22 protein-coding genes are annotated in these 19,214 nt (G+C 64.5%); 5 read left to right on the top strand and 17 right to left on the bottom strand.

All coding sequences use genetic code 11. The annotated features are described in order from the left end of the window. Positions 1-54: 54 nt before the first annotated feature. From AT959_RS17560 to AT959_RS17545, 4 genes are read left to right on the top strand one after another with little or no spacing between them, the layout of a single operon-like run. On the top strand, positions 55-981 hold the full coding sequence (locus AT959_RS17560) for a branched-chain amino acid ABC transporter permease (protein WP_066885952.1): 927 nt from the start codon (positions 55-57) through the stop codon (positions 979-981). After that, complete coding sequence (locus tag AT959_RS17555; protein ID WP_066885949.1) at positions 981-1,925, top strand: branched-chain amino acid ABC transporter permease; 945 nt, start codon at positions 981-983, stop codon at positions 1,923-1,925. Before AT959_RS17560 ends, AT959_RS17555 begins: the two co-directional genes overlap by 1 nt. Further along, positions 1,922-2,677, top strand: a complete 756-nt coding sequence (locus tag AT959_RS17550; protein WP_066885946.1) for an ABC transporter ATP-binding protein — start codon at positions 1,922-1,924, stop codon at positions 2,675-2,677. Before AT959_RS17555 ends, AT959_RS17550 begins: the two co-directional genes overlap by 4 nt. 2 nt (positions 2,678-2,679) lie before the next feature. Beyond that, the gene (locus tag AT959_RS17545; RefSeq protein ID WP_088178995.1) at positions 2,680-3,384 is read left to right on the top strand and encodes an ABC transporter ATP-binding protein; all 705 of its coding nucleotides are present in this window, start codon (positions 2,680-2,682) and stop codon (positions 3,382-3,384) included. Here the strand turns inward: AT959_RS17545 and AT959_RS17540 are convergent, their stop codons facing one another. The 17 genes from AT959_RS17540 to AT959_RS17460 form a co-directional block, all read right to left on the bottom strand. After that, a complete protein-coding gene (locus AT959_RS17540) occupies positions 3,385-5,580 on the bottom strand; it encodes a putative bifunctional diguanylate cyclase/phosphodiesterase (protein WP_066885943.1) in 2,196 nt (731 codons plus the stop codon). A gap of 265 nt (positions 5,581-5,845) precedes the next feature. Then, positions 5,846-6,208 (bottom strand): PilZ domain-containing protein, encoded by a 363-nt coding sequence (locus AT959_RS17535; RefSeq protein ID WP_066885940.1) that lies wholly within the window; start codon positions 6,206-6,208, stop codon positions 5,846-5,848. Positions 6,209-6,225: 17 nt separating this feature from the next. After that, complete coding sequence (gene queE / locus AT959_RS17530; RefSeq protein ID WP_083518492.1) at positions 6,226-6,864, bottom strand: 7-carboxy-7-deazaguanine synthase QueE; 639 nt, start codon at positions 6,862-6,864, stop codon at positions 6,226-6,228. Positions 6,865-6,936: 72 nt separating this feature from the next. Continuing rightward, a complete protein-coding gene (gene ybgF, locus AT959_RS17525) occupies positions 6,937-7,677 on the bottom strand; it encodes a tol-pal system protein YbgF (protein ID WP_066885938.1) in 741 nt (246 codons plus the stop codon). Between the two features lie 2 nt (positions 7,678-7,679). Beyond that, positions 7,680-8,222, bottom strand: coding sequence for a peptidoglycan-associated lipoprotein Pal (gene pal, locus AT959_RS17520; RefSeq protein WP_066885935.1), 543 nt, complete (start codon positions 8,220-8,222; stop codon positions 7,680-7,682). 18 nt (positions 8,223-8,240) lie between these two features. Beyond that, positions 8,241-9,521, bottom strand: coding sequence for a Tol-Pal system beta propeller repeat protein TolB (gene tolB, locus AT959_RS17515; RefSeq protein ID WP_205629952.1), 1,281 nt, complete (start codon positions 9,519-9,521; stop codon positions 8,241-8,243). A 22-nt stretch (positions 9,522-9,543) separates the two neighbouring features. Beyond that, the gene (locus AT959_RS17510) at positions 9,544-10,371 is read right to left on the bottom strand and encodes an energy transducer TonB (RefSeq protein ID WP_066885929.1); all 828 of its coding nucleotides are present in this window, start codon (positions 10,369-10,371) and stop codon (positions 9,544-9,546) included. A 6-nt stretch (positions 10,372-10,377) separates the two neighbouring features. Further along, positions 10,378-10,779 carry an ExbD/TolR family protein gene (locus AT959_RS17505; RefSeq protein ID WP_066885927.1) on the bottom strand — a complete coding sequence of 134 codons (402 nt, stop codon included), beginning with the start codon at positions 10,777-10,779 and terminating at the stop codon, positions 10,378-10,380. 15 nt (positions 10,780-10,794) lie between these two features. Next, positions 10,795-11,472, bottom strand: a complete 678-nt coding sequence (gene tolQ, locus AT959_RS17500) for a protein TolQ (RefSeq protein ID WP_066885924.1) — start codon at positions 11,470-11,472, stop codon at positions 10,795-10,797. Then, on the bottom strand, positions 11,469-11,891 hold the full coding sequence (ybgC, locus tag AT959_RS17495; protein ID WP_066885921.1) for a tol-pal system-associated acyl-CoA thioesterase: 423 nt from the start codon (positions 11,889-11,891) through the stop codon (positions 11,469-11,471). The genes tolQ and ybgC overlap by 4 nt, the downstream gene beginning before the upstream one ends. 119 nt (positions 11,892-12,010) lie before the next feature. After that, on the bottom strand, positions 12,011-13,072 hold the full coding sequence (gene ruvB / locus AT959_RS17490; RefSeq protein ID WP_066885918.1) for a Holliday junction branch migration DNA helicase RuvB: 1,062 nt from the start codon (positions 13,070-13,072) through the stop codon (positions 12,011-12,013). Beyond that, complete coding sequence (locus AT959_RS17485) at positions 13,069-14,124, bottom strand: AI-2E family transporter (RefSeq protein ID WP_066885916.1); 1,056 nt, start codon at positions 14,122-14,124, stop codon at positions 13,069-13,071. The genes ruvB and AT959_RS17485 overlap by 4 nt, the downstream gene beginning before the upstream one ends. Further along, complete coding sequence (gene ruvA / locus AT959_RS17480; protein ID WP_066885912.1) at positions 14,124-14,702, bottom strand: Holliday junction branch migration protein RuvA; 579 nt, start codon at positions 14,700-14,702, stop codon at positions 14,124-14,126. The genes AT959_RS17485 and ruvA overlap by 1 nt, the downstream gene beginning before the upstream one ends. Before the next feature lie 49 nt (positions 14,703-14,751). Further along, positions 14,752-15,291 (bottom strand): crossover junction endodeoxyribonuclease RuvC, encoded by a 540-nt coding sequence (ruvC, locus tag AT959_RS17475; protein WP_066885909.1) that lies wholly within the window; start codon positions 15,289-15,291, stop codon positions 14,752-14,754. Beyond that, complete coding sequence (locus AT959_RS17470) at positions 15,288-16,142, bottom strand: DMT family transporter (protein WP_066886468.1); 855 nt, start codon at positions 16,140-16,142, stop codon at positions 15,288-15,290. The genes ruvC and AT959_RS17470 overlap by 4 nt, the downstream gene beginning before the upstream one ends. Positions 16,143-16,161: 19 nt before the next feature. Beyond that, positions 16,162-16,608: a hypothetical protein gene (locus tag AT959_RS17465; protein WP_066885906.1), complete on the bottom strand. Its 447-nt coding sequence runs from the start codon at positions 16,606-16,608 to the stop codon at positions 16,162-16,164. 29 nt (positions 16,609-16,637) lie between these two features. Continuing rightward, the gene (locus AT959_RS17460; protein WP_066885902.1) at positions 16,638-17,363 is read right to left on the bottom strand and encodes a YebC/PmpR family DNA-binding transcriptional regulator; all 726 of its coding nucleotides are present in this window, start codon (positions 17,361-17,363) and stop codon (positions 16,638-16,640) included. 167 nt (positions 17,364-17,530) lie between these two features. Between AT959_RS17460 and AT959_RS17455 the strand changes: the two genes are divergently transcribed. After that, a complete protein-coding gene (locus tag AT959_RS17455; RefSeq protein ID WP_066885899.1) occupies positions 17,531-19,150 on the top strand; it encodes a helicase HerA-like domain-containing protein in 1,620 nt (539 codons plus the stop codon). The last annotated feature ends 64 nt before the right edge of the window (positions 19,151-19,214 follow it).

Raw genomic sequence — 19,214 nt, 5'->3', positions numbered from 1 at the left:
TACACGAACACCGCACTGGACTCCCGCCTATGCGGGAGTGACGGAGTTCGGCGAATGACCCAGCTCATCCTCGAGCAGGCCCTGAACGGCCTGCAATTCGGCCTCATGCTCTTCCTGCTTGCCGCCGGCCTGACGCTGGTCTTCGGCATCATGGACTGCATCAACCTGGCCCACGGTTCGCTCTACATGGTGGGCGCTTACTTCGTTGCCGCGGCCGCACAGGCCGCCGATTCGTTCTGGATCGGCCTCGGCGCCGGAGTGGCTGGCGCTGCCGTGCTCGGCCTGCTGCTCGAACTGTCGCTGTTCCGCCGGTTGTACAAGCGCGACCACCTGTCCCAGGTGCTCGCCACCTTCGCGCTGATCCTGATCGCCAACGAGGCGGTGCGGATGATCTGGGGCGCCCAGCCGGTGATGCTGAATCCGCCCGAGGCCCTGGCCGGCCCGGTCGAATTCGAACTGTTCGGCGAAACCTTCTTCTACCCGGCCTACCGGCTGCTGATCATCGCCGTCGGCCTTGCCGTCGGCGGCCTGCTCTACCTGCTCGTCGCGAAAAGCCGGGTCGGCATGTGGGTGCGGGCCGGCGCCTCGAATCGGGAAATGACCGAGGCCCTCGGCATCAACGTCCAGCGCCTGTTCACCGCCGTCTTCGTCTTCGGCGCCGCCCTTTGCGCACTGGCCGGCGGCCTGCTCGGGCCGCTGCTCGCGGTGCAGGTCGGCATGGGCGAGAGCGTGCTGATCCTCGCCTTCGTCGTCATCATCATCGGCGGTATCGGCTCGATCCGCGGCGCCCTGGTCGGCAGCCTGATCGTCGGTACGGTCGACACGCTGGGCCGGGCCCTTTTGCCGACCCTGCTGCGCGCCGCGCTGCCGGCCGACGCCGCGTCGACGCTCGGCCCGGCGCTGGCCTCGATCCTGATCTATCTGCTGATGGCCGGCATCCTCTTCTTCAAGCCGCAAGGCCTGTTCCCGGCACGCGCCTGATGGCCTTCTATCGTCCCGCTCCCTATCAGAAGCCGTTGGCCGCCATCCAGCTGCTGGCCTTGCTCGCCCTGCCGACGCTGCTCACCGCCTTTGGCCAGGAGTTCTACATCGGCTTTGCGACGCGCATCCTGATCTTCGCGCTGGCCGCCTCCAGCCTGAATCTGGTACTCGGTTTCGGCGGCATGTTCTCGCTCGGCCACGCCGCCTTTTTCGGGGCCGGCGCCTATGCCGCGGCGATCTGCCTGAACAGCGGCATCAGCGAGGCGCTGTTCGCCTTGCCGCTGGCCATGCTCGCCGCCGGTCTCTTCGCCCTGCTGGTCGGCGCCGTCAGCCTGCGCACGCGCGGCGTCTATTTCATCATGATCACGCTGGCTTTCGCCCAGATGGCCTATTACCTGTTCGTTTCGGCGCGCGCCTGGGGTGGTGACGACGGCTTGCCGCTGCCGGCCCGGATGACGCTCGGCGGCCTGCAGCTGGCCGGCGATGCCGCACTGTTCTACACGGCGCTCGGCTGCCTCGGGCTGGTCATCGTCCTGCTCGGCCGGCTGGCCGAGGCGCGTTTCGGCCGCGTCATCCAGGCCATCCGCGAAAACGAAACACGGATGGAGGCGCTCGGCTACCCGGTCTTCCGCTACCGCCTGCTCTGCTTCGCGCTCGGCGGCGCCCTGGCCGGCCTGGCCGGCGCCCTGCTCGCCAATCTGAGCGGGCTGGCCAGCCCCAACCTGCTGCAATGGACGCAGTCCGGCACGTTGCTGGTGATGCTGATCATCGGCGGCGTCGGCTACTTGTACGGCGGTGTTGTTGGCGCCGTCGTGCTGCTCGGCCTGGAGGAAGTGCTGGCCGGATTCACGCTGCACTGGCATATCGGCCTCGGCCTGCTGCTGCTCGGCGTCGTGCTCTTTGCCCCCAAAGGCGTCGCCGCCTTGTTCGGAAAAAAGACATGACTGAGGCCCTGCTCGACGTCCGCCAGCTTTCCCGCCGCTTTGCTGCGGTCGACGCTCTGAAAACGGTCAATTTCAGCGTCGAGGCCGGCGAGGTGCATGCGCTGATCGGCCCCAACGGCGCCGGCAAGACGACTTTCATCCACCACGTTTCCGGCGCCCTGCAGCCCGATTCGGGCAGCATCCACTTCGCCGGCCGCGACGTGACCCGGCGCTCGATGCACCAGCGCGTTGCCGCCGGCATGGCGCGCTCCTACCAGATCACCAATGTCTTCCGCGGCCTGTCGGCGCTCGACAATGTCGCACTCGCCGTCCAGGGGCGCGCCGATAGCGGCAGCAGCTTCCGCTTCTGGCGCCCGGTGCGCTGCGAAACGGCACTGTTCGACGAGGCACGCGACTATCTGGCGCAAGTCGGCCTGGCCGACCAGGTCGAGACCGTCGCCGGCAATCTGTCGCATGGCGAACAGCGGGCGCTGGAACTGGCCATGGCGCTGGCCACCCGCCCCAAACTGCTGCTGCTCGACGAGCCGATGGCCGGCACCGGCCCCGAGGAATCGGCGCGCATGGTCGAACTGATCGAGCAACTGGCCCGCCACGTCACCATCCTGCTCGTCGAGCACGACATGGCCGCCGTCTTCCGGCTGGCCGACCGTATTTCGGTGCTGGTCAACGGCCAGTTGATCTGTACCGGCACACCGGAGGCAGTGCGCCAGAACGGCGATGTCCGCCGTGCCTATCTCGGAGACCACCTGTGAGCATGCTGCTCGAAGTCAGCGGCCTGGAAGTCGCCTACGGCACCAGCCAGGTGCTGTTCGGCCTCGACCTGGCGATGCACGAAGGTGAGGCGGCGACCCTGCTCGGCCGCAACGGCATGGGCAAGACGACGACGCTGCGCGCCATCTGCGGCCTGCAGCCGGTCAAGGGCGGGACCATCCGCTTTGCCGGCGAGCGTATCGACGGTTGGCGCCCGGACCGCATTGGCCGGGCCGGCATCGCGCTGGTCCCGGAAGGACGCCAGTGTTTCCCAAATCTGACGGTGGACGAGCATCTGGTCGCCTTTTTCGCCAACCGGCGCGGCGTCGCCGAAGCCTGGACGCCGGCCCGCGTCTACGAACTCTTCCCGCGCCTGAGCGAACGTTGCAGAAATCTCGGCAACCAGCTCTCCGGCGGCGAACAGCAGATGCTGGCGATCGGCCGCGCCCTGGTGACCAATCCACGCCTGCTGATTCTCGACGAAGCCAGCGAAGGCCTCGCCCCGCTCGTCCGCGAGGAAATCTGGGCCTGCCTGCGCCGCCTGCGGGCGGCCGGGCAAAGCATCCTGGTCATCGACAAGTATGTCGAAAAGCTGATTGGGCTGGCCGACCACCACACCATCATCGAACGCGGCCAGGTCGTCTGGCACGGTTCATCAGCGGTGCTGGATGCCGATCACGGCGTCTGGCAGCGCTACCTGGGCCTGTAACTAATCGCCGGTACGGCCGGCAGCCGGGATCAATGCGCCGCTCTGCAGGCTGTGCTCGAAGTCGGCAAAGGAGACCGGCCGGCCGAGCAGGAAACCCTGGAAGCGGGTGCAGCCGTGCAGCAGCAGATAGTCGAGCTGGGCTTCGGTTTCGACCCCTTCGGCCACGACACTGAGGCGCAGGGCGTTGCCCATGGCGATGATGGCCCGGACGATCGCCGCATCGTCGGGGTCGACGGCGATATCGCGGATGAAGGAACGATCGACCTTCAATTGCTCGAATGGGAAGCGCTTCAGATAGGACAGCGAGGCGTAGCCGGTGCCGAAATCGTCGAGCGAGAAACGGACGCCGATCCGGCGCAGGGCCTGCATCTTGGCGACAACGCCATCGACATGGTCAAGCAGCAGGCTCTCGGTCAGTTCGAGCTTCAGGCGGGCCGGATTGACCTCGTGTTTGGCCAGTGCCAGGCAGACCTGTTCGACGAAATCGGCCTGCCGGAACTGGCGCGCACTGACATTGACCGCAATGTAGAGGTCGGCCGCCAGCGGATTGGCCGCCCAGCATTTCAAGCGGGCGCAGGCGGTATCGAGTACCCAGTTGCCGATGGCGATGATCAGCCCGGTTTCCTCGGCGAGCGGAATGAAATCGCCCGGCGGTACCATCTTGCCATCGGGCATGCGCCAGCGCAGCAAGGCTTCGGCACCGACCAGCCGGCGCTGTTTGTCCAGCTGCGGCTGGACGTAGAGCAGCAGTTCGTTGCGGGTCAGCGCCTGATGCAGTTGCGATTCGAGCAAGGCCCGGGCATCGAGCGCGGTCTGCATCTCGTTGTCGAAGAAGCGGATCATGTTGCGACCGGCATCCTTGGCCTTGTAGAGCGCGATGTCGGCCTGCTTGAGCAGCGCTTCGGTACTCTTGTCGTGGCCGCAGAACAGGCTGATGCCGATGCTGGCCGAATGGAAATTTTCGACATCGCCGGCGACAACATAGGGCTTGTTCAATTCAAGGCGCAGCTTTTCCGCCACCGCCTCAGCCTGGATCGCCGCCCCGGCCGCCTCCAGGCCGAGATTCTCGAGCATGACGATGAATTCGTCGCCGCCCTGTCGGGCCGCAGTGTCGCCTTCCCGGACGCAGTGCTTGAGGCGGCGCGCCACCTCGATCAGCAGACGGTCGCCGATATCGTGGCCGAGCGTGTCGTTGAGATTCTTGAAATGATCGAGGTCGATGATCAGCAGCGCACCGTACTGCTGGCTGCGCTTGCTGGTCACCCGGGCCTGGCCGAGCCGGTTGAGCAACAGGCGACGGTTGGGCAGCGCCGTCAACGGGTCGTAGAAGGCCAGGCTGTGAATCTCGGATTCGGCCAGCTTCAAATCGGTGATGTCAGAAAAGGTGCTGACGTAATGCGTCAGCTGACCGCATTCGTCGCGCACCTCGCTGATCGTCAGCCATTCCGGGTAGATGCCGCCGCATTTGCGCCGGTTCCAGATCTCGCCCTGCCAGTGGCCGGTGGCGCTCAGGCTGAGCCACATCTTGCGGTAAAAATCGGCGTCCTGCCGCCCCGATTTCAACATCGACGGGATGCGGCCGACCGCCTCCTCAGCGCTATAGCCGGTCAGCGTTGTGAAGGCCGGATTGACCCGCAGAATGCGCTGCTCGGCATCGGTGACCATGATCGCCGCCTGCGAGTCGAAAGCCAGCGCGGCGATTTGCAGGTCTTGCTCGCGCCGTTGCCGGTCGCTGATATCGCTGGCCACCCCGACATAACCGATCAGTTGGCCGCGGCCGTCGTGCAGCGCGCTAACCGACAGCGTCACCGGCAGCCGGCTGCCATCCTTGCGAACATAGGTCCAGTCGTTTTCATCGCAGCCGCCCCGGGCCAGCCGCGCCACGAAAACCTCGAAACCGGGGGCAATGTCGCTCTGCAGTTCGGCCGACAGAAGCTGTGCCCGTTCCCTGACCTCGTCCTCGAGGTGAAAGATTGCCGCCACCTGGTGGCCGACCACCTCGTCCCAGCTATAGCCGAGCAGATGCTGGGCGGCCCGATTTAAATAGATGACGGTGCCGTAGACGTCGGTGGCAATGATCGAGCGGCCGGCGCTTTCGAGCACGGCGTGCTGGATTTCGCAAAGCTCCGGCAGGGTCTTGCCGGGTAGGACTTCATGACTGGCGCGGACGCAGAGGATGGGCAGCATATCGTTCATGCTGCTTCACCTCCCATCGAGCCCTGCGCCCAATGCGACCACGCCCGCACTACCGCTGAAGCCACCAGCCCCTGTTCGCCCGACATTTCTCCCCCCCGAAAGAAAATGCTGCACCGAAGTACTAAATGCTGACCATCGTTCGAGTTAGCTATATTAGTTATTTTTGCGGAAAAAACCAGCCTTGGCGATCAAGGCCTGCATAGCCGATTGCCCAGCCAAATCATAGTTATTTGGTATTCCCCCCGGGGCAGCGCCCGGGGCCATCTCAAGCCTGGGTGAGCAGGCCGAACTCACGTTCGAGCAGGGCTTCGTCGCCCAGGTTGAGCGCCACCAGACGGCGTAGATGGGTGATGCTGTCGAGGTCGATTTCACGGCAGATCAGGCCGACCAGCAGGCCCCGTCGATGAACGATGGTGCACTCCATGCGGATCACCGTACCGACCTCGTCGAGCCGGACTTTCAGCGTGCATTTGCTGCCGACATTGGCAAAAATCGGCTCACCCGGCTTGATCAGCGCCCCTTTCAGCGACAGGTCGAGAACCTCGACGGTCACTTCGCCACTCGGCAAAAAAAGGCGGGCGTCCGTCTCGAAGCGAATGCGGGAAAACTGGCGGCGGTTGCTGGTCATGCGTGTCTCCCTGGGCTTTATTTGCCCTTCATGTTACCCCAAAGCAGCTTGTGCAACTGTAGCTGGAAGCGCACCTCGAGGCCGTCTTCGAGTATCCAGGCGGCCAGCTCGGCGGGCTCGACACGGCCTTGGGCCGGCGAGAAAAGGACCGGGCAGATAGACGCCAGCGAACGCTCGCGCAGGACCTCACGGGCCCACAGGTAATCATCCCGTGAGGCGATGACGATCTTGATCTCGTCGCGACCATTGAGCAGCGCCAGGTTTTCCCAGCGGTTCTTGGCCGATTCGCCGGAATCGGGCGCCTTGAGGTCCATGATTCGCGCCACGCGCGGGTCGACCGCCGCAATGTCGAGGGCGCCCGAGGTTTCCAGCGAAACCTCGTAACCGGCATCGCACAGAGCCTGCAGCAAGGGCAGGCATTCCTTCTGCGACAGCGGTTCGCCACCGGTGACGCAGACCTGACGGGCCGGGTACTTGCCGACCTCAGCCAGCACCGATTCGATGGTAGCCGGCTCGCCGCCGGTGAAGCTATATTCGGTGTCGCACCAGACGCAGCGCAGCGGGCAGCCGGTCAGGCGGACGAAGACGGTCGGCAGGCCGACGCGCGACGCCTCGCCCTGCAGGGAATAGAAAATTTCGGTAAGACGTAGAGCCACGGCCAGCTTTCGGGAATGGCCGTCACGGCCGGGGGAATTGCGCAGCGCTCCCAACACCGGAAGCGCTGCCGCTTACTTTTTCTTCAGCCGCTGCTGCGCCGTTTCGGCGGCCGGCGAAGTCGGGTACTTGGCGATCAGGGTTTCGAGCGAGCGTTTGACGCCGGTCGGATTGCCGAGTTCCTGCTGGCAGGTCGCGATGGCCAGCCAGGCATCCGGCGCCTTGGCGCTCTCGGCATACCTGGTGGTGACCACACTCTGCGCCTCGATCGCCCGCTTGCAGTCGCGCTGGGCGTACCAGGCATTGCCCAGCCAGTACTGGGCATTGGGCGCCAGCGAACTGTCCGGGTATTTCTGCACGAAGGCACCGAAGCCGGCGGCGGCTTCCTTGTATTTGCCGGCCTTGAACTGGTTCAGGGCCGCTTCGTAGTCCTGGCTTTCCTTGGCCGGATCAGCGGCCGGCCTGGAATTTGCCCCGCTGGCCGGGTCGACCGCAGCACTCGGGCTGGCGCCGCCTTCGAACTTGCGCAGGCGGGTATCGAGATCGAGGTAGAAGTCCTGCTGCCGCTTCTTGGCGGTTTCCAGCTCGTAATTCAGCGTTTCAATCTGTCCGCGCAGGCGGGCGATTTCTTCGGCCTGGCGCTGGATCTGGCTGGCCAGATCCAGCTGGGCCTTGGCCTGCTGGTCGAATCGCGCCTCGTTCTTGATCCGCAGATCCGTCACCTGGCGACGCGCTTCTTCGTCGTCAAACATGCCGGCCTGGGCCTGGGCGGCCCCCAGCGCGGCGATGAAAAGGGCGATTCGAACCGGGCGCATGATTAGAACTCGCCGCGGCCGTCGGCAGCCTTGTACAGCATGTCGGCACGACGGTTTTCCGACCAGGCGGATTCGTCATGACCGGCGTTCTTCGGCTTTTCCTCGCCGAGGCTGACCGATTCCAGTTGCTCTTCCTTGGCGCCGAGCAGGACCAGCGAACGCTTGACGGCTTCGGCGCGCTTCTGGCCGAGCGACAGGTTGTATTCACGGCTGCCGCGTTCGTCGGTGTTGCCCTGGATCAGCATCTTGAAACCGCGGTTGGCGACCAGATACTTGGCGTGGGAAGCGACCAGATCCTTGTACTCGTCCTTGACTTCGTACTTGTCGAGGTCGAAGTAGATGCTGCGCTGCGACAGCTTGCTCTTCGGATCGGTCAGTTCGCGCGGCAGGCCGTTGGCATCGACGCCACCCGCCGTCACCGGCGCGACGCCGGAACTGGCACCGCGGGATTCGACCGGGGCACCACCATTTTCATCGGGGATCGGGGTCGAGCTGCAACCGAGGATCAGGGCGGACAGCAGAGCGGGAATTAGCAGTTTTTTCACAACATTCTCCGGGGAGGATTATTTATAGAAAGGGCCCCAGGCCGGTTCCCGCACATCACCTGCGGCAACCGAGAGGCGCTGTTTGATCCTGCCATCGCTGGACACAGCCGATAGTACGCCGCGCCCGCCGACTTCAGTGGCGATCAGGATCATGCGGCTATTGGGGGCAAAACTTGGGGATTCGTCCTTGTTCGAGTCGGTCAGCACCTGCACCTGGCGGCTGGCCAGATCCATCGTCGCCAACTGGAAACGGCCTTCGCGGCGGCTGATGAAGGCCAGGCTCTTGCCATCCGGCGACGGCCGCGGCGAGACGTTGTAGCTGCCTTCGAAGGTGACCCGGCGGGCTTCGCCGCCACTGGCGCCGACCTGATAGATCTGCGGGCTGCCGCCACGGTCGGAGGTGAAGAAAATCGTGCCGCCGTCGGCCGCGTAGCGCGGTTCGGTATCGATACCGCCGGACTGGGTCAGGCGCTGCAGGCCGCTGCCGTCGGCATTGACCACATAGAGCTGCGAATTGCCGTCCTTGGAGAGGACGATGGCCAGCTTGCGGCCATCCGGCGACCAGGCCGGCGCCGAGTTGGAGCCCTTGAAATTGGCAACGATGCTGCGCTGGCCGGAAGCCAGCGAATGGACGTAGATCACCGGCTTCTTCTTCTCGAAGGAGACGTAGGCCAGCTTGCTGCCATCCGGCGACCAGGCCGGCGAGATGATCGGTTCGGTCGAGGTCAGCGCGGTGGCGGCGCCCTGGCCGTCGGCATCGGCAATCTGCAGCAGGAACTGGCCGCGCGACTTGACGACGTAGGCGATGCGGGTCGAGAAGATGCCCTTTTCGCCGGTCAGTTTTTCGTAGATGTAATCGGCGATGCGATGGCCGGCGGCGCGCAACTGCTCGTTGCTGGTGATGTAGGCGGCACCGCCGAGCGACACGGCTTTTTGCGTGTCGTAGAGGCGGAAGCGCGCTTCCATCCGGCCGTCCGGGCTGCGCCCGATGCTGCCGGCGGCCAGCGCATCGGCGCCACGGCTCTTCCAGTCGGCATGATTGACCTGGGCGTTCTCGTCGAGGGCGGCACCGGTCGTATCGATCAGCTTGAACAGGCCGCTGCGTTCGAGGTCGGAGCGCACGGTCGAGGTGATGATGCGCGAAGCGGTGGCATCACCGAGCAGATCGGCAATCGCCACCGGAATGCGGTTGGCGCCGGCGCCGGTAATTTCGATCGAAAGCTGGGCCTGCGCGATGCCTGCGGTCAACAGCGCAAAAGCCAGAAAAGCACGGCGGGTAATTCGTTGCATTGTCTTCATTTTCAATAAGTTTCGCGCGATTTTACTCTTCAAACGGCTTGTATTTGATTTCCAGCGTGCGCTGGAACAGGGCCGCATCGTCGGGCTTGGGAAGGGGCGAGGATTTCAGGATGGCGCGCTCGATGGCCGCATCCAGGCCGGGATTGCCGCTTGAGCGCTTGAGTTTTACAGCCAGCACTTCCCCGGTCGGCAATTGGTTGACCTCGAAAACGGCCTCCGGGTTGCCCTGGATATTCGGCGGCAGCACGATGTTGCCGCGCACTTTGGTGCGAATCTTGGTCGCGTAATCGGCCAGCCCGCGCTTGTTCGATGAGGCGCGCTGCTCGGACTCGGCGGCGGCGGCATTGGCCATCTGCTGGGCGCTCGGATTGTTCTTCGACCGCAACTGGCTGGTTTCATTGGCCAGTTCCTTGTTGAAATCGAACTTCGGCTGCGGCTTGGCTTCCGGCTTTGCCGGCTCGGGTTTCTTCGGTTCTGGCTTGGGTTCCGGCTTTTTCGGTTCCGGCTTCGGCGGCTCCGGCTTGGGTTCCGGTTTCTTCGGTTCGGGCTTCTTCTTTTCTTCCTTGACCGCGATATCCGGCTTTTTCGGCGGCGGTTCTGGCTTCGGCTCGACCTTGGGCACCGGTTTCGGCTCCGGCTTGACCTCGGGTTCGGGCGGCGGCGGTGGTGGCGGCGGGACATAGGTCGCCGGCGTCGGCTTGGCCGACCACAGTTCGACTTCCATCACCTCCGGCGCGCTGCGCTTCCACTGCACGCCGAAAAAGAGCACGACCAGCAGCCCGACGTGCACCAGGATGGTGAACGCCAGCGCGTATTTCTTGCCGGGCTCTTCGCGTTTTTCGTCGATCATCGCGGCTTATTTGCTGGCGGTTTCCAGGCCGACCTTCTGGAACCCGGCGCGCTTGGCCTCATCGAGCACTTCGATGACGTTCTTGTACTGGGTTTCCTTGGCGCCGGCGATCAGGATCGCCATTTTCTCGTCGGCTTCCTTCAGCGCGGCCAGTTCGCCTTTCAGTTCCTTGATGCCCTTGACACTTCTTTCCTTGCCGTTGGTGTCGAAGATCGACAGCGAGCCGTCATCCTTGATCTGCACCCGGGTGAACTTGTCCGGCTTTTGCGGTGCCGTGCCGGAACTCGGCAGCTCGACCGAGCCGGTCGTCATCATCGGTGTCGCCACCATGAAGATGACGAGCAGCACCAGCATGACGTCGATATAGGGCACGACGTTGATTTCGTTTTTGAGGCGGCGCTGACGCATGGCCTGACCTTTTCCTTAACGCATCTGCCGCTGCAGGATGTTGGAAAACTCTTCCATGAACGACTCGTAGCGGACGGCGAGGCGGTCGATATCGTGCGAAAAGCGGTTGTAGGCAAGAACGGCCGGAATGGCGGCGAAGAGGCCAATGGCGGTGGCGACCAGCGCTTCGGCGATACCCGGGGCGACCGAGGCGAGCGTCGCCGAGCCGACATTGGAGAGGGCGCGGAAGGCATGCATGATGCCCCAGACGGTGCCGAACAGGCCGATGTACGGGGAGACCGAACCGACCGAGGCGAGGAAGGCGAGGTGCGATTCGAGGGCATCCATCTCACGCTGGTAGGTGGCGCGCATGGCGCGACGCGAACCGTCGACCACGTCCTTGGCTTCGAGGTTCTTCTGGCCCTTGAGCTTGGTGAATTCGCGGAAGCCGGCTTCGAAGATGCGTTCCATGGAACCGGCATGGTGGCGGTCGTTGACCGCACTGTTGTACAGGTTGTTGAGATCGCCGCCGGACCAGAAATCGCGCTCGAAAGTCTCGGTCTTGGCCCGCGACTGGCGGACCGAGAACCACTTCATGAAGATGTAGTACCAGGACATGAAGGAGACGCCGGCGAGCAGCGCCATGACGGCCTGGACGACCGCGCTGGCCTGGAGAATCAGGTGGAGGATGGAGAGATCCTGGGTGACGTTCATTTAAGCGCTTCCAGTTTTTGATGCAGGAAATCGGGGATGGCGGCCGGCGTCATGGTCGCCATGTTGACGCAGGCGATTTCGACGGTGCCGGTGACCAGCTCGACATCGCCGCGGCGGACATGCTGGCGGAAGACGACGCGGACGCGGGTCAACTTTTCGACTTCGAGCCCGACCGTCAATTCATCGTCGAGGCGGGCCGGCTTCAGGTATTCGCAACTGGCCTTGCGGGCGACGAAGCCGATGCCGGATTCAGCAGCCAGCGCCGACTGATCGTGGCCGGCGAAGCGCATCCATTCGGTGCGGCAGCGCTCGAAGAATTTCAGGTAATTGGCGTAATACACGACACCGCCGGCGTCCGTATCCTCGTAATAAACGCGCACGGGGATGGCGAAGGCGTTGGGCTTGGGCTCGTATTTCATCCGGGAATTTTACCTTGCGCCGCAGCATAGATGTGTAACGGGATGTTTCTGCGGCAAATACGGCGGCCTGTTCGCCAGGAAATGGCCGACTAGCGAAGAAAAGTCCCTTATCGCCCGAATTACTCGTCGGCCAAGGCGTCCCGGACGATGGCGCTGGCCGGTTCGACCAGCCCGAGGTGGCGGTAGATGGCCGGCGTCGCGATCCGGCCGCGCAGGGTGCGTTGCAGGTAGCCCTGCTGGATCAGGTAGGGCTCCAGCACGTCCTCGATGGTGTCGCGCGCCTCGCCGATCGCCGCCGCCAGGTTGTCCACGCCGACCGGGCCGCCGCCGAACTTGTCGATCACCGCGGACAGCAGCTTGCGGTCCATCAGATCAAGCCCGGCCGGGTCGACGTCGAGCATGTGCAGCGCGGCATCGGCGACTTGCCGGGTGATGTTGCCGTCGGCCTTGACCTCGGCGTAGTCGCGGACCCGGCGCAGCAACCGGTTGGCGATGCGCGGCGTGCCACGCGAGCGCTTGGCGATCTCGAAGGCACCTTCCGGGTCGATCGGTGCATTGAGCAGCGAGGCCGAGCGGCTGACGATGCTCTTCAGCTCCTCGGCATTGTAGAATTCGAGGCGGGCGACGATGCCGAAGCGGTCGCGCAGCGGGTTGGTCAGCATGCCGGCCCGGGTCGTCGCGCCAACCAGCGTGAACGGCGGCAAATCGAGCTTGACCGAACGCGCCGCCGGGCCTTCGCCGATCATGATGTCGATCTGGAAATCTTCCAGCGCCGGGTAGAGGATTTCCTCGACCACCGGGCTCAAACGGTGGATTTCGTCGATGAACAGCACATCGTGCGGTTCGAGATTGGTCAGGATGGCGGCCAGGTCGCCGGCCCGTTCGAGCACCGGACCGGAGGTCTGGCGCAGGTTGACGCCCATTTCGGCAGCGACGATGTGGGCCAGCGTCGTCTTGCCCAGGCCGGGGGGGCCGAAGAGCAGCACGTGGTCGAGCGATTCGCTGCGGTTCTTGGCGGCCTGGATGAAGATTTCCAGCTGTTCGCGAATTTTCACCTGGCCGGTGTAGTCGGCCAGCCGCTTCGGGCGCAGCGCCCGTTCGAGCGCTTCTTCCTGCGCCGACTTGGTTTGCGGCGCAATGATGCGGTCGACGGTAGGGGTCAGCTTGTCGGTTTCGATCATGTCGGGTTTTCCTCGCGCGTCCAGCGTCCGAACAGCATGTGGCCCAGGGCGAGCAGCACCGGCCCGAGAAAGATGCCGATGAAGCCGAAGACCAGCACGCCGCCGAGCACGCCGAGGGCAATGAGCAGGATGGAGATGCCGGCGCCGCGCGCCATCAGGATCGGTTTGACGAAATTGTCGATGCTGCTGATGATCAGGACGCCGTAGAGCACCATGAAAATCGCCCAGCCGGTCTGGTCCTGGGCATAGAGCCAGGCGGCCGCCCCCCCCCAGATCAGCGGCGGACCGATCGGGATCATCGACAGGAAGAAGGTGGCGAAACCGAGCAGTACGGCGGCCGGAATGCCGGCGATCAGAAAGCCGAGCATCGCCACCGTACCCTGCGCTGCGGCAGTGCCGACGATGCCGAGCATGACGCCGACGACGGTGCCGCGCGTCTTTTCCAGCATTTCCTCGCCCAGTTCGCCGCCCAGCTTGTGGGCGCCGACATACAGCGCATGGCTGACCTTGGCCCCGTCACGGTAAAGAAAGAAGACGACGAAGAGGACCAGCGCCAGTTGCAGCAGGCCATTGGCGGCGATGCCGCCGAGCGCCAGGGCGAACTGGCGGGCCGGCGCGATCAGTTGCTTGAGCAGGGCGTTCAGTTCGGCCCGGTTGCTGGCCAGCTGATGCCAGAAACTGTCGATGTCCGCGCCGAACAACGGCAGGCCGCTGATCCAGGCCGGCGGGGCGCTGGGCAGACCGTTCTCGACATAAGGTCGGACGAAATCGATCAGGTTGTCGGCGCTGCTCGCCAGGCTGCCGGCCAGGAAGGCCAGCGGCAGCAGTGTCAGCAGGACCAGCAGCAGCGTCATCAGGCTGGCCCCCAGCGTGTCGCGCCCACCGAGGCGGGGCAGCAGCTTTTCCGAATAGAGCGGCCAGGTGCAAATCCAGACCACGAAGGCGAAGAGCACGGCACCGATCATCGGCCACAGCACCGCGATACAGCCGACGATGAGCAGCACGACCAGCGCGATCTGCGCCAGCCGCTTGGGATTTTCTTCGGTGAACATCAGACCTTCGACAGCAGCTTGAGGGCTGCCCGGATGCCATCCGAGGTGCCGATCTCGGCCGGCAGCTGCTTCATCGCCGCCGCCGCTTCCTTCTCGTTGTAGCCGAGGGCGAGCAGGGCGTTGGAAATGTCCTGTTTCGCATCGTCGACCGCAGCGCTCAGCGAAACGCCGGTCGTTTCGGCCAGTTTGCCCTTCAGTTCGAGCAGCAGGCGTTCGGCCGTCTTCTTGCCGATGCCGGGAATCTTGATCAGCCGGCCGAGTTCCTGCTGGGCGACGGCAGCGGCGAGATCACCGACCGACAGCCCGGAGAGCACCGACAGCGCAGTGCGGGCGCCGATGCCGGAGACTTTCAGCAGCTGGCGGAAGGCGAAGCGCTCGCCCTGGGTCAGGAAACCGTACAGGTAGTGGCCGTCCTCGCGCACCGCGAAATGGGTCAGCAGGGTGGTCTTCTCGCCGCCGGCTGGCAGGTTGTAGAAAGTGCTCATCGGCACATCCAGCTCGTAGCCGACGCCGTTCACATCGAGCACGATCTGCGGCGGATTTTTTTCGGCGAGGGTGCCGGTCAGTCTTCCGATCATTGCGGGGTGGTCTCTTTCTGGAAAAAGTACTGTATTTTCACACAGGTTCTCATCCTATCAGTCGCCCACCTTTAACGCGATAGCCGGCCGTCGCCAGCGCCCCCAGCCCCTGCCCGCCATGGGCATGGGCAATGGCGCAGGCGAGCGCGTCGGCGGCATCGGCGGTCGGTGCGCCGGGCAGCTTGAGCAGGCGGACGACCATATCCTGGACCTGCTCCTTGGCCGCCTTGCCGTGGCCGACCACGGCCTGCTTGACCTGCAGCGCGGTGTATTCGGCAACCGGCAGGTCGGCATGAACCAGCGCACTGAGCGCTGCTCCGCGCGCCTGGCCGAGCAGCAGCGTCGATTGCGGGTTCACATTGACGAAGACCTTCTCGACCGCCGCCTGATCCGGCCGGTAGGTGGCGATCACCTCGCTGATGCCGGCGAACAGAGTCTTGATCCGTTCCGGCAGCGACTGCTTGTCGTTCGACTTGATGCAACCGCTGGCGACGTAGAGCAACTGGTTGCCGTGCTTTTCGATGACGCCGAAGCCGGTCACCCGCAGGCCGGGGTCGATACCGAGGATGCGCGGCGCCGCCAGGCTCATTTGCTGCGCGCCACCAGATAGACGCCGCTGACGGCGATCAGCATGCCGAGTCCGGCGGTCAACGTCAGTTTTTCGCCAAAAACCGCGAAGGCGATCAACGCCGTGCTCAAGGGCGTCAGGTAGAACAGGCTGGCGACATTGACCGCGCTGCCACTGCGGATCAGCAGGTTGAGCAGGCTGATGGCACCGATCGACAGCACCAGCACCAGCCAGCCGAGCGCAAAGATGAAATCGCCGGTCCATGCGATGTGGAAATCCTCGAAGACGGCGACGGCCAGCGCCGTGACCATGGCCGTCGGCACGAACTGGATGACCGAACCGGTGCGCAGGTCGAAGCTGGCGCAGAAGCGCTTCTGGTACAACGTGCCGATCGTAATGCCGAGCAAGGCAACCAGCGCCGGCAGCAGCATCGGGCCGAGCGCCGCCGCTTCGCCGAACTTACCGGAGACGACCAGCGCGACGCCGACCAAGCCGAGGCCGAGACCGGCCCACTGCCGGCCGACCACTTTTTCACCCAATAGCCAGCCGGCACCAACCGCGGTCAGCAGCGGCTGCATGCCCACGACCAGCGCCGTCACCCCGGCCGGCAGGCCGTGCTTGATGGCGATGAAGACGCCGCCGAGATAGACGGCATGGACGAGCAGGCCGGAAACGCCGATGTGCAGCCACTGCATCGGCTGCTTCGGCCACGGGGCGCGGGTGGCCAGCGCGATGACCAGCATCAGCCCGATGACCAGACCGTAGCGGGCGAGCAGGAAGGACAGCGGCTCGGCATCGGGCAGGCCGTACTTGGCGCCGATGAAGCCGGTGCTCCACAGGAAGACGAAGAGGAAGGGGTAGAGGCGCTGCATCAGCAAGGCGCCTCAAGACTCAATCGCAAGTCGCCTGTGCGTTGGCGACGGTGCACTTGCCCTTGGTCCGGTAGGTGAATTTCACCCCGTTCGGGTAACTGCAGACCAGCTTGTTCAGCTTGCCCTGCTTTTCGAGTTGCATGCCGGTCGGGCGCAGCGCCTTGACCTGGGCCGGCGGCAGATCGCACGACACGTAGCCGTCGAAGACGCCATCCTTCGACTCCCAGAGGGCGACATTCTTCATCACCCGGTAGTCTTCGTAACGGATGCAGGAATCGGTCTGGTTGGCGTAGGCCTTGGCCGAATCGCTGCAATAGCCGTTGTAGGTGTATTTCAGTTCTTCTTCCTGCGGGCAGGCATTGACCTGGGCCGCCCCGGACAATTCGGGGCAGACCAGGGTCGTCGCCGACGCGGTCAGGCTCAGTGAAGCAAGCAGCACGGCAAGCAAGGCACGGGTTTGATTCACGACAACTCCTGACGGCGCTGAATGGACATTTATTCGTCCATCACCGCGGTGGTGTAGATTTCCTGAACGTCGTCGAGGCCTTCCAGCACATCGAGCAGACGCTGCATCTTGGCGGCATCGTCGCCGGCCAGTTCGGTCTCGCCTTCCGGCTTCATCGTCACTTCGGCGAATTCCGGCGTGAAGCCGGCGGCGGCCAGCGCATCCTTGACGGTGATGAAATCGGTCGGCCCGGTGATCACTTCGATCGAGCCGTCCTCATTGGTCGCCACGTCCTCGGCGCCGGCTTCGATCGCCGCATCCATCAGCGCCGCTTCGTCGGTGCCCGGGGCGAAGATCATCTGGCCACAATGCTTGAACTGGAAAACGACGCAGCCTTCGGTGCCCATGTTGCCGCCGTACTTGTTGAAGGCGTGGCGCACTTCGGCGACGGTCCGCGTCTTGTTGTCGGTCAGGCAGTCGACCATGATCGCCGCGCCGCCGATACCGTAGCCTTCGTAGCGGATCTCGACGTAATCGACGCCTTCCAGCTCGCCGGTGCCCTTCTTGATCGCGGTGTCGATCTTGTCCTTGGGCATATTGACGCCCTTCGCCTTGTCGACCGCAACCCGCAGGCGCGGATTGAAACCGGCATCGCCGCCGCCCATCTTGGCGGCCACGGTAATTTCCTTGGCGATCTTGGAGAAAGCGGCGCCGCGCTTTTCGTCCTGACGCCCCTTACGGTGCTGGATATTGGCCCACTTGGAATGACCTGCCATGGTCTTCTCTCACTGCAGTAAACAAAGAAGCCGGGATTTTACCCGCAGCCGGCGCTCTCGTCAGGCCGGGATCGCGCTTTTCCGGGCGGTGCCGTTACGCTCTTTCACATTGCGCCCGGCCAAGCATTGCTAGAATGCCAACAACCTATCCAGGAGAAGTCCGCACCATGTCCGAGCCCCTTTACCTCGCCAAATCCGACGACGGCTACCCGGCGCTGCTGCCGCAGATGGCCAACCGCCACGGCCTGATCACCGGCGCCACCGGCACCGGCAAGACAGTCACGCTGCAGTCGATGGCCGAGCGCCTGTCCTACGCCGGCGTCCCCGTCTTCATGGCCGACGTCAAGGGCGACCTCTCCGGCATGGCGGCGGCCGGCGTCGTCACGCCGAAGCTGGAAACGCGCCTGAAGGATCTCGGCCTCGAAGGCTTCGTGCCCTACGCCAACCCGGTCGCTTTCTGGGATGTGTTCGGCCAGGGCGGCATTCCGGTTCGCGCCACCATTTCCGACATGGGGCCGCTGCTGCTCGCCCGCCTGCTCAACCTGAACGACACGCAAACCGGCGTCCTGCAACTGGTCTTCAAGATCGCCGACGACCAGGGCCTGCTGCTGCTCGACTTGAAAGACCTGCGCGCCTGCATCCAGTACGTCGGCGAAAACGCCAAGGAATTCACCACCGAATACGGCAACGTCTCGACCGCCTCGATCGGCGCCATCCAGCGCGGCCTGCTGACCTTGGAAGAGCAGGGCGGCGACCTCTTCTTCGGCGAGCCGATGCTCGACATCCACGACCTGATGCAGGTGGACGCCAACGGCCGCGGCGTCATCAACGTGCTGGCCGCCGAAAAGCTCATCCACTCACCGGCCCTCTACTCGACCTTCCTGCTCTGGCTGCTCTCCGAGCTATTCGAGCAACTGCCGGAAGCCGGCGACCTCGACAAGCCGAAGCTGGTCTTCTTCTTCGACGAAGCCCACCTGCTGTTCAGCGATGCGCCGCAAGCGCTGACCGACAAGGTCGAACAGGTCGTCCGCCTGATCCGCTCGAAAGGGGTCGGCGTCTATTTCGTCACGCAGAACCCGCTCGACGTCCCGGAAAAGATCCTCGGCCAGCTCGGCAACCGCGTCCAGCACGCCCTGCGCGCCTTCACGCCGCGCGACCAGAAAGCCGTCCAGGCGGCGGCCCAGACCATGCGCGCCAACCCGAAATTCGATGCCGCCACGGTGATCACCGAACTCGGCGTCGGCGAAGCGCTGGTTTCCTTCCTCGACGAAAAAGGCCGGCCGACGGTGGTCGACCGCAGCACCATCTTCCCGCCCGCCTCCCGCCTCGGCCCGCTGACCGCTGCCGAGCGCCAGGCCATGATCCAGGCCTCGCCGTTGCTCGCCACCTACGGCCAAACCATCGACCGCGAATCGGCCTACGAAATCCTGCGCGGCAAACCGGCCGCCAGCCAGCCGGCGCCCGGCGCCATCCCCGCCCCGCCGGCCGGCAACGGTGCGCCCGATGTCAATGACTGGGGCAACCACAGCGCCGCCGAAGCCCGCCCCCGCTCGACATCGCAGCCGCGCCAGAGCGCCCCGGCCGCGCAGGAATCCGGCGGCATCTTTGGCACGATCGGCGACATGCTCGGCGGTACTACCGGCCCGCGCGGCGGCAAGCGTGAAGGCATGATCGAAGCGGCCGCCAAGAGCGCCGCCCGCGGCATGGCCGGCACCATCGGCCGCGAACTCGGCCAGCAGATCCTGCGCGGTGTGCTCGGCTCGATCCTCGGCGGCCGCCGCCGCTAAACCAGCCCGGGAGCATTTTCGGCTTTTTTCTCCGGTCGACTGCAGGGCTCGCCCAACAGCATCA

This window comes from Dechloromonas denitrificans, from assembly GCF_001551835.1.
Classification (GTDB): Bacteria; Pseudomonadota; Gammaproteobacteria; order Burkholderiales; family Rhodocyclaceae; genus Azonexus; species Azonexus denitrificans.
The sequence above is the reverse complement of the archived record's forward strand: the minus strand, read 5'-3'. Positions and strand labels throughout refer to the sequence as shown.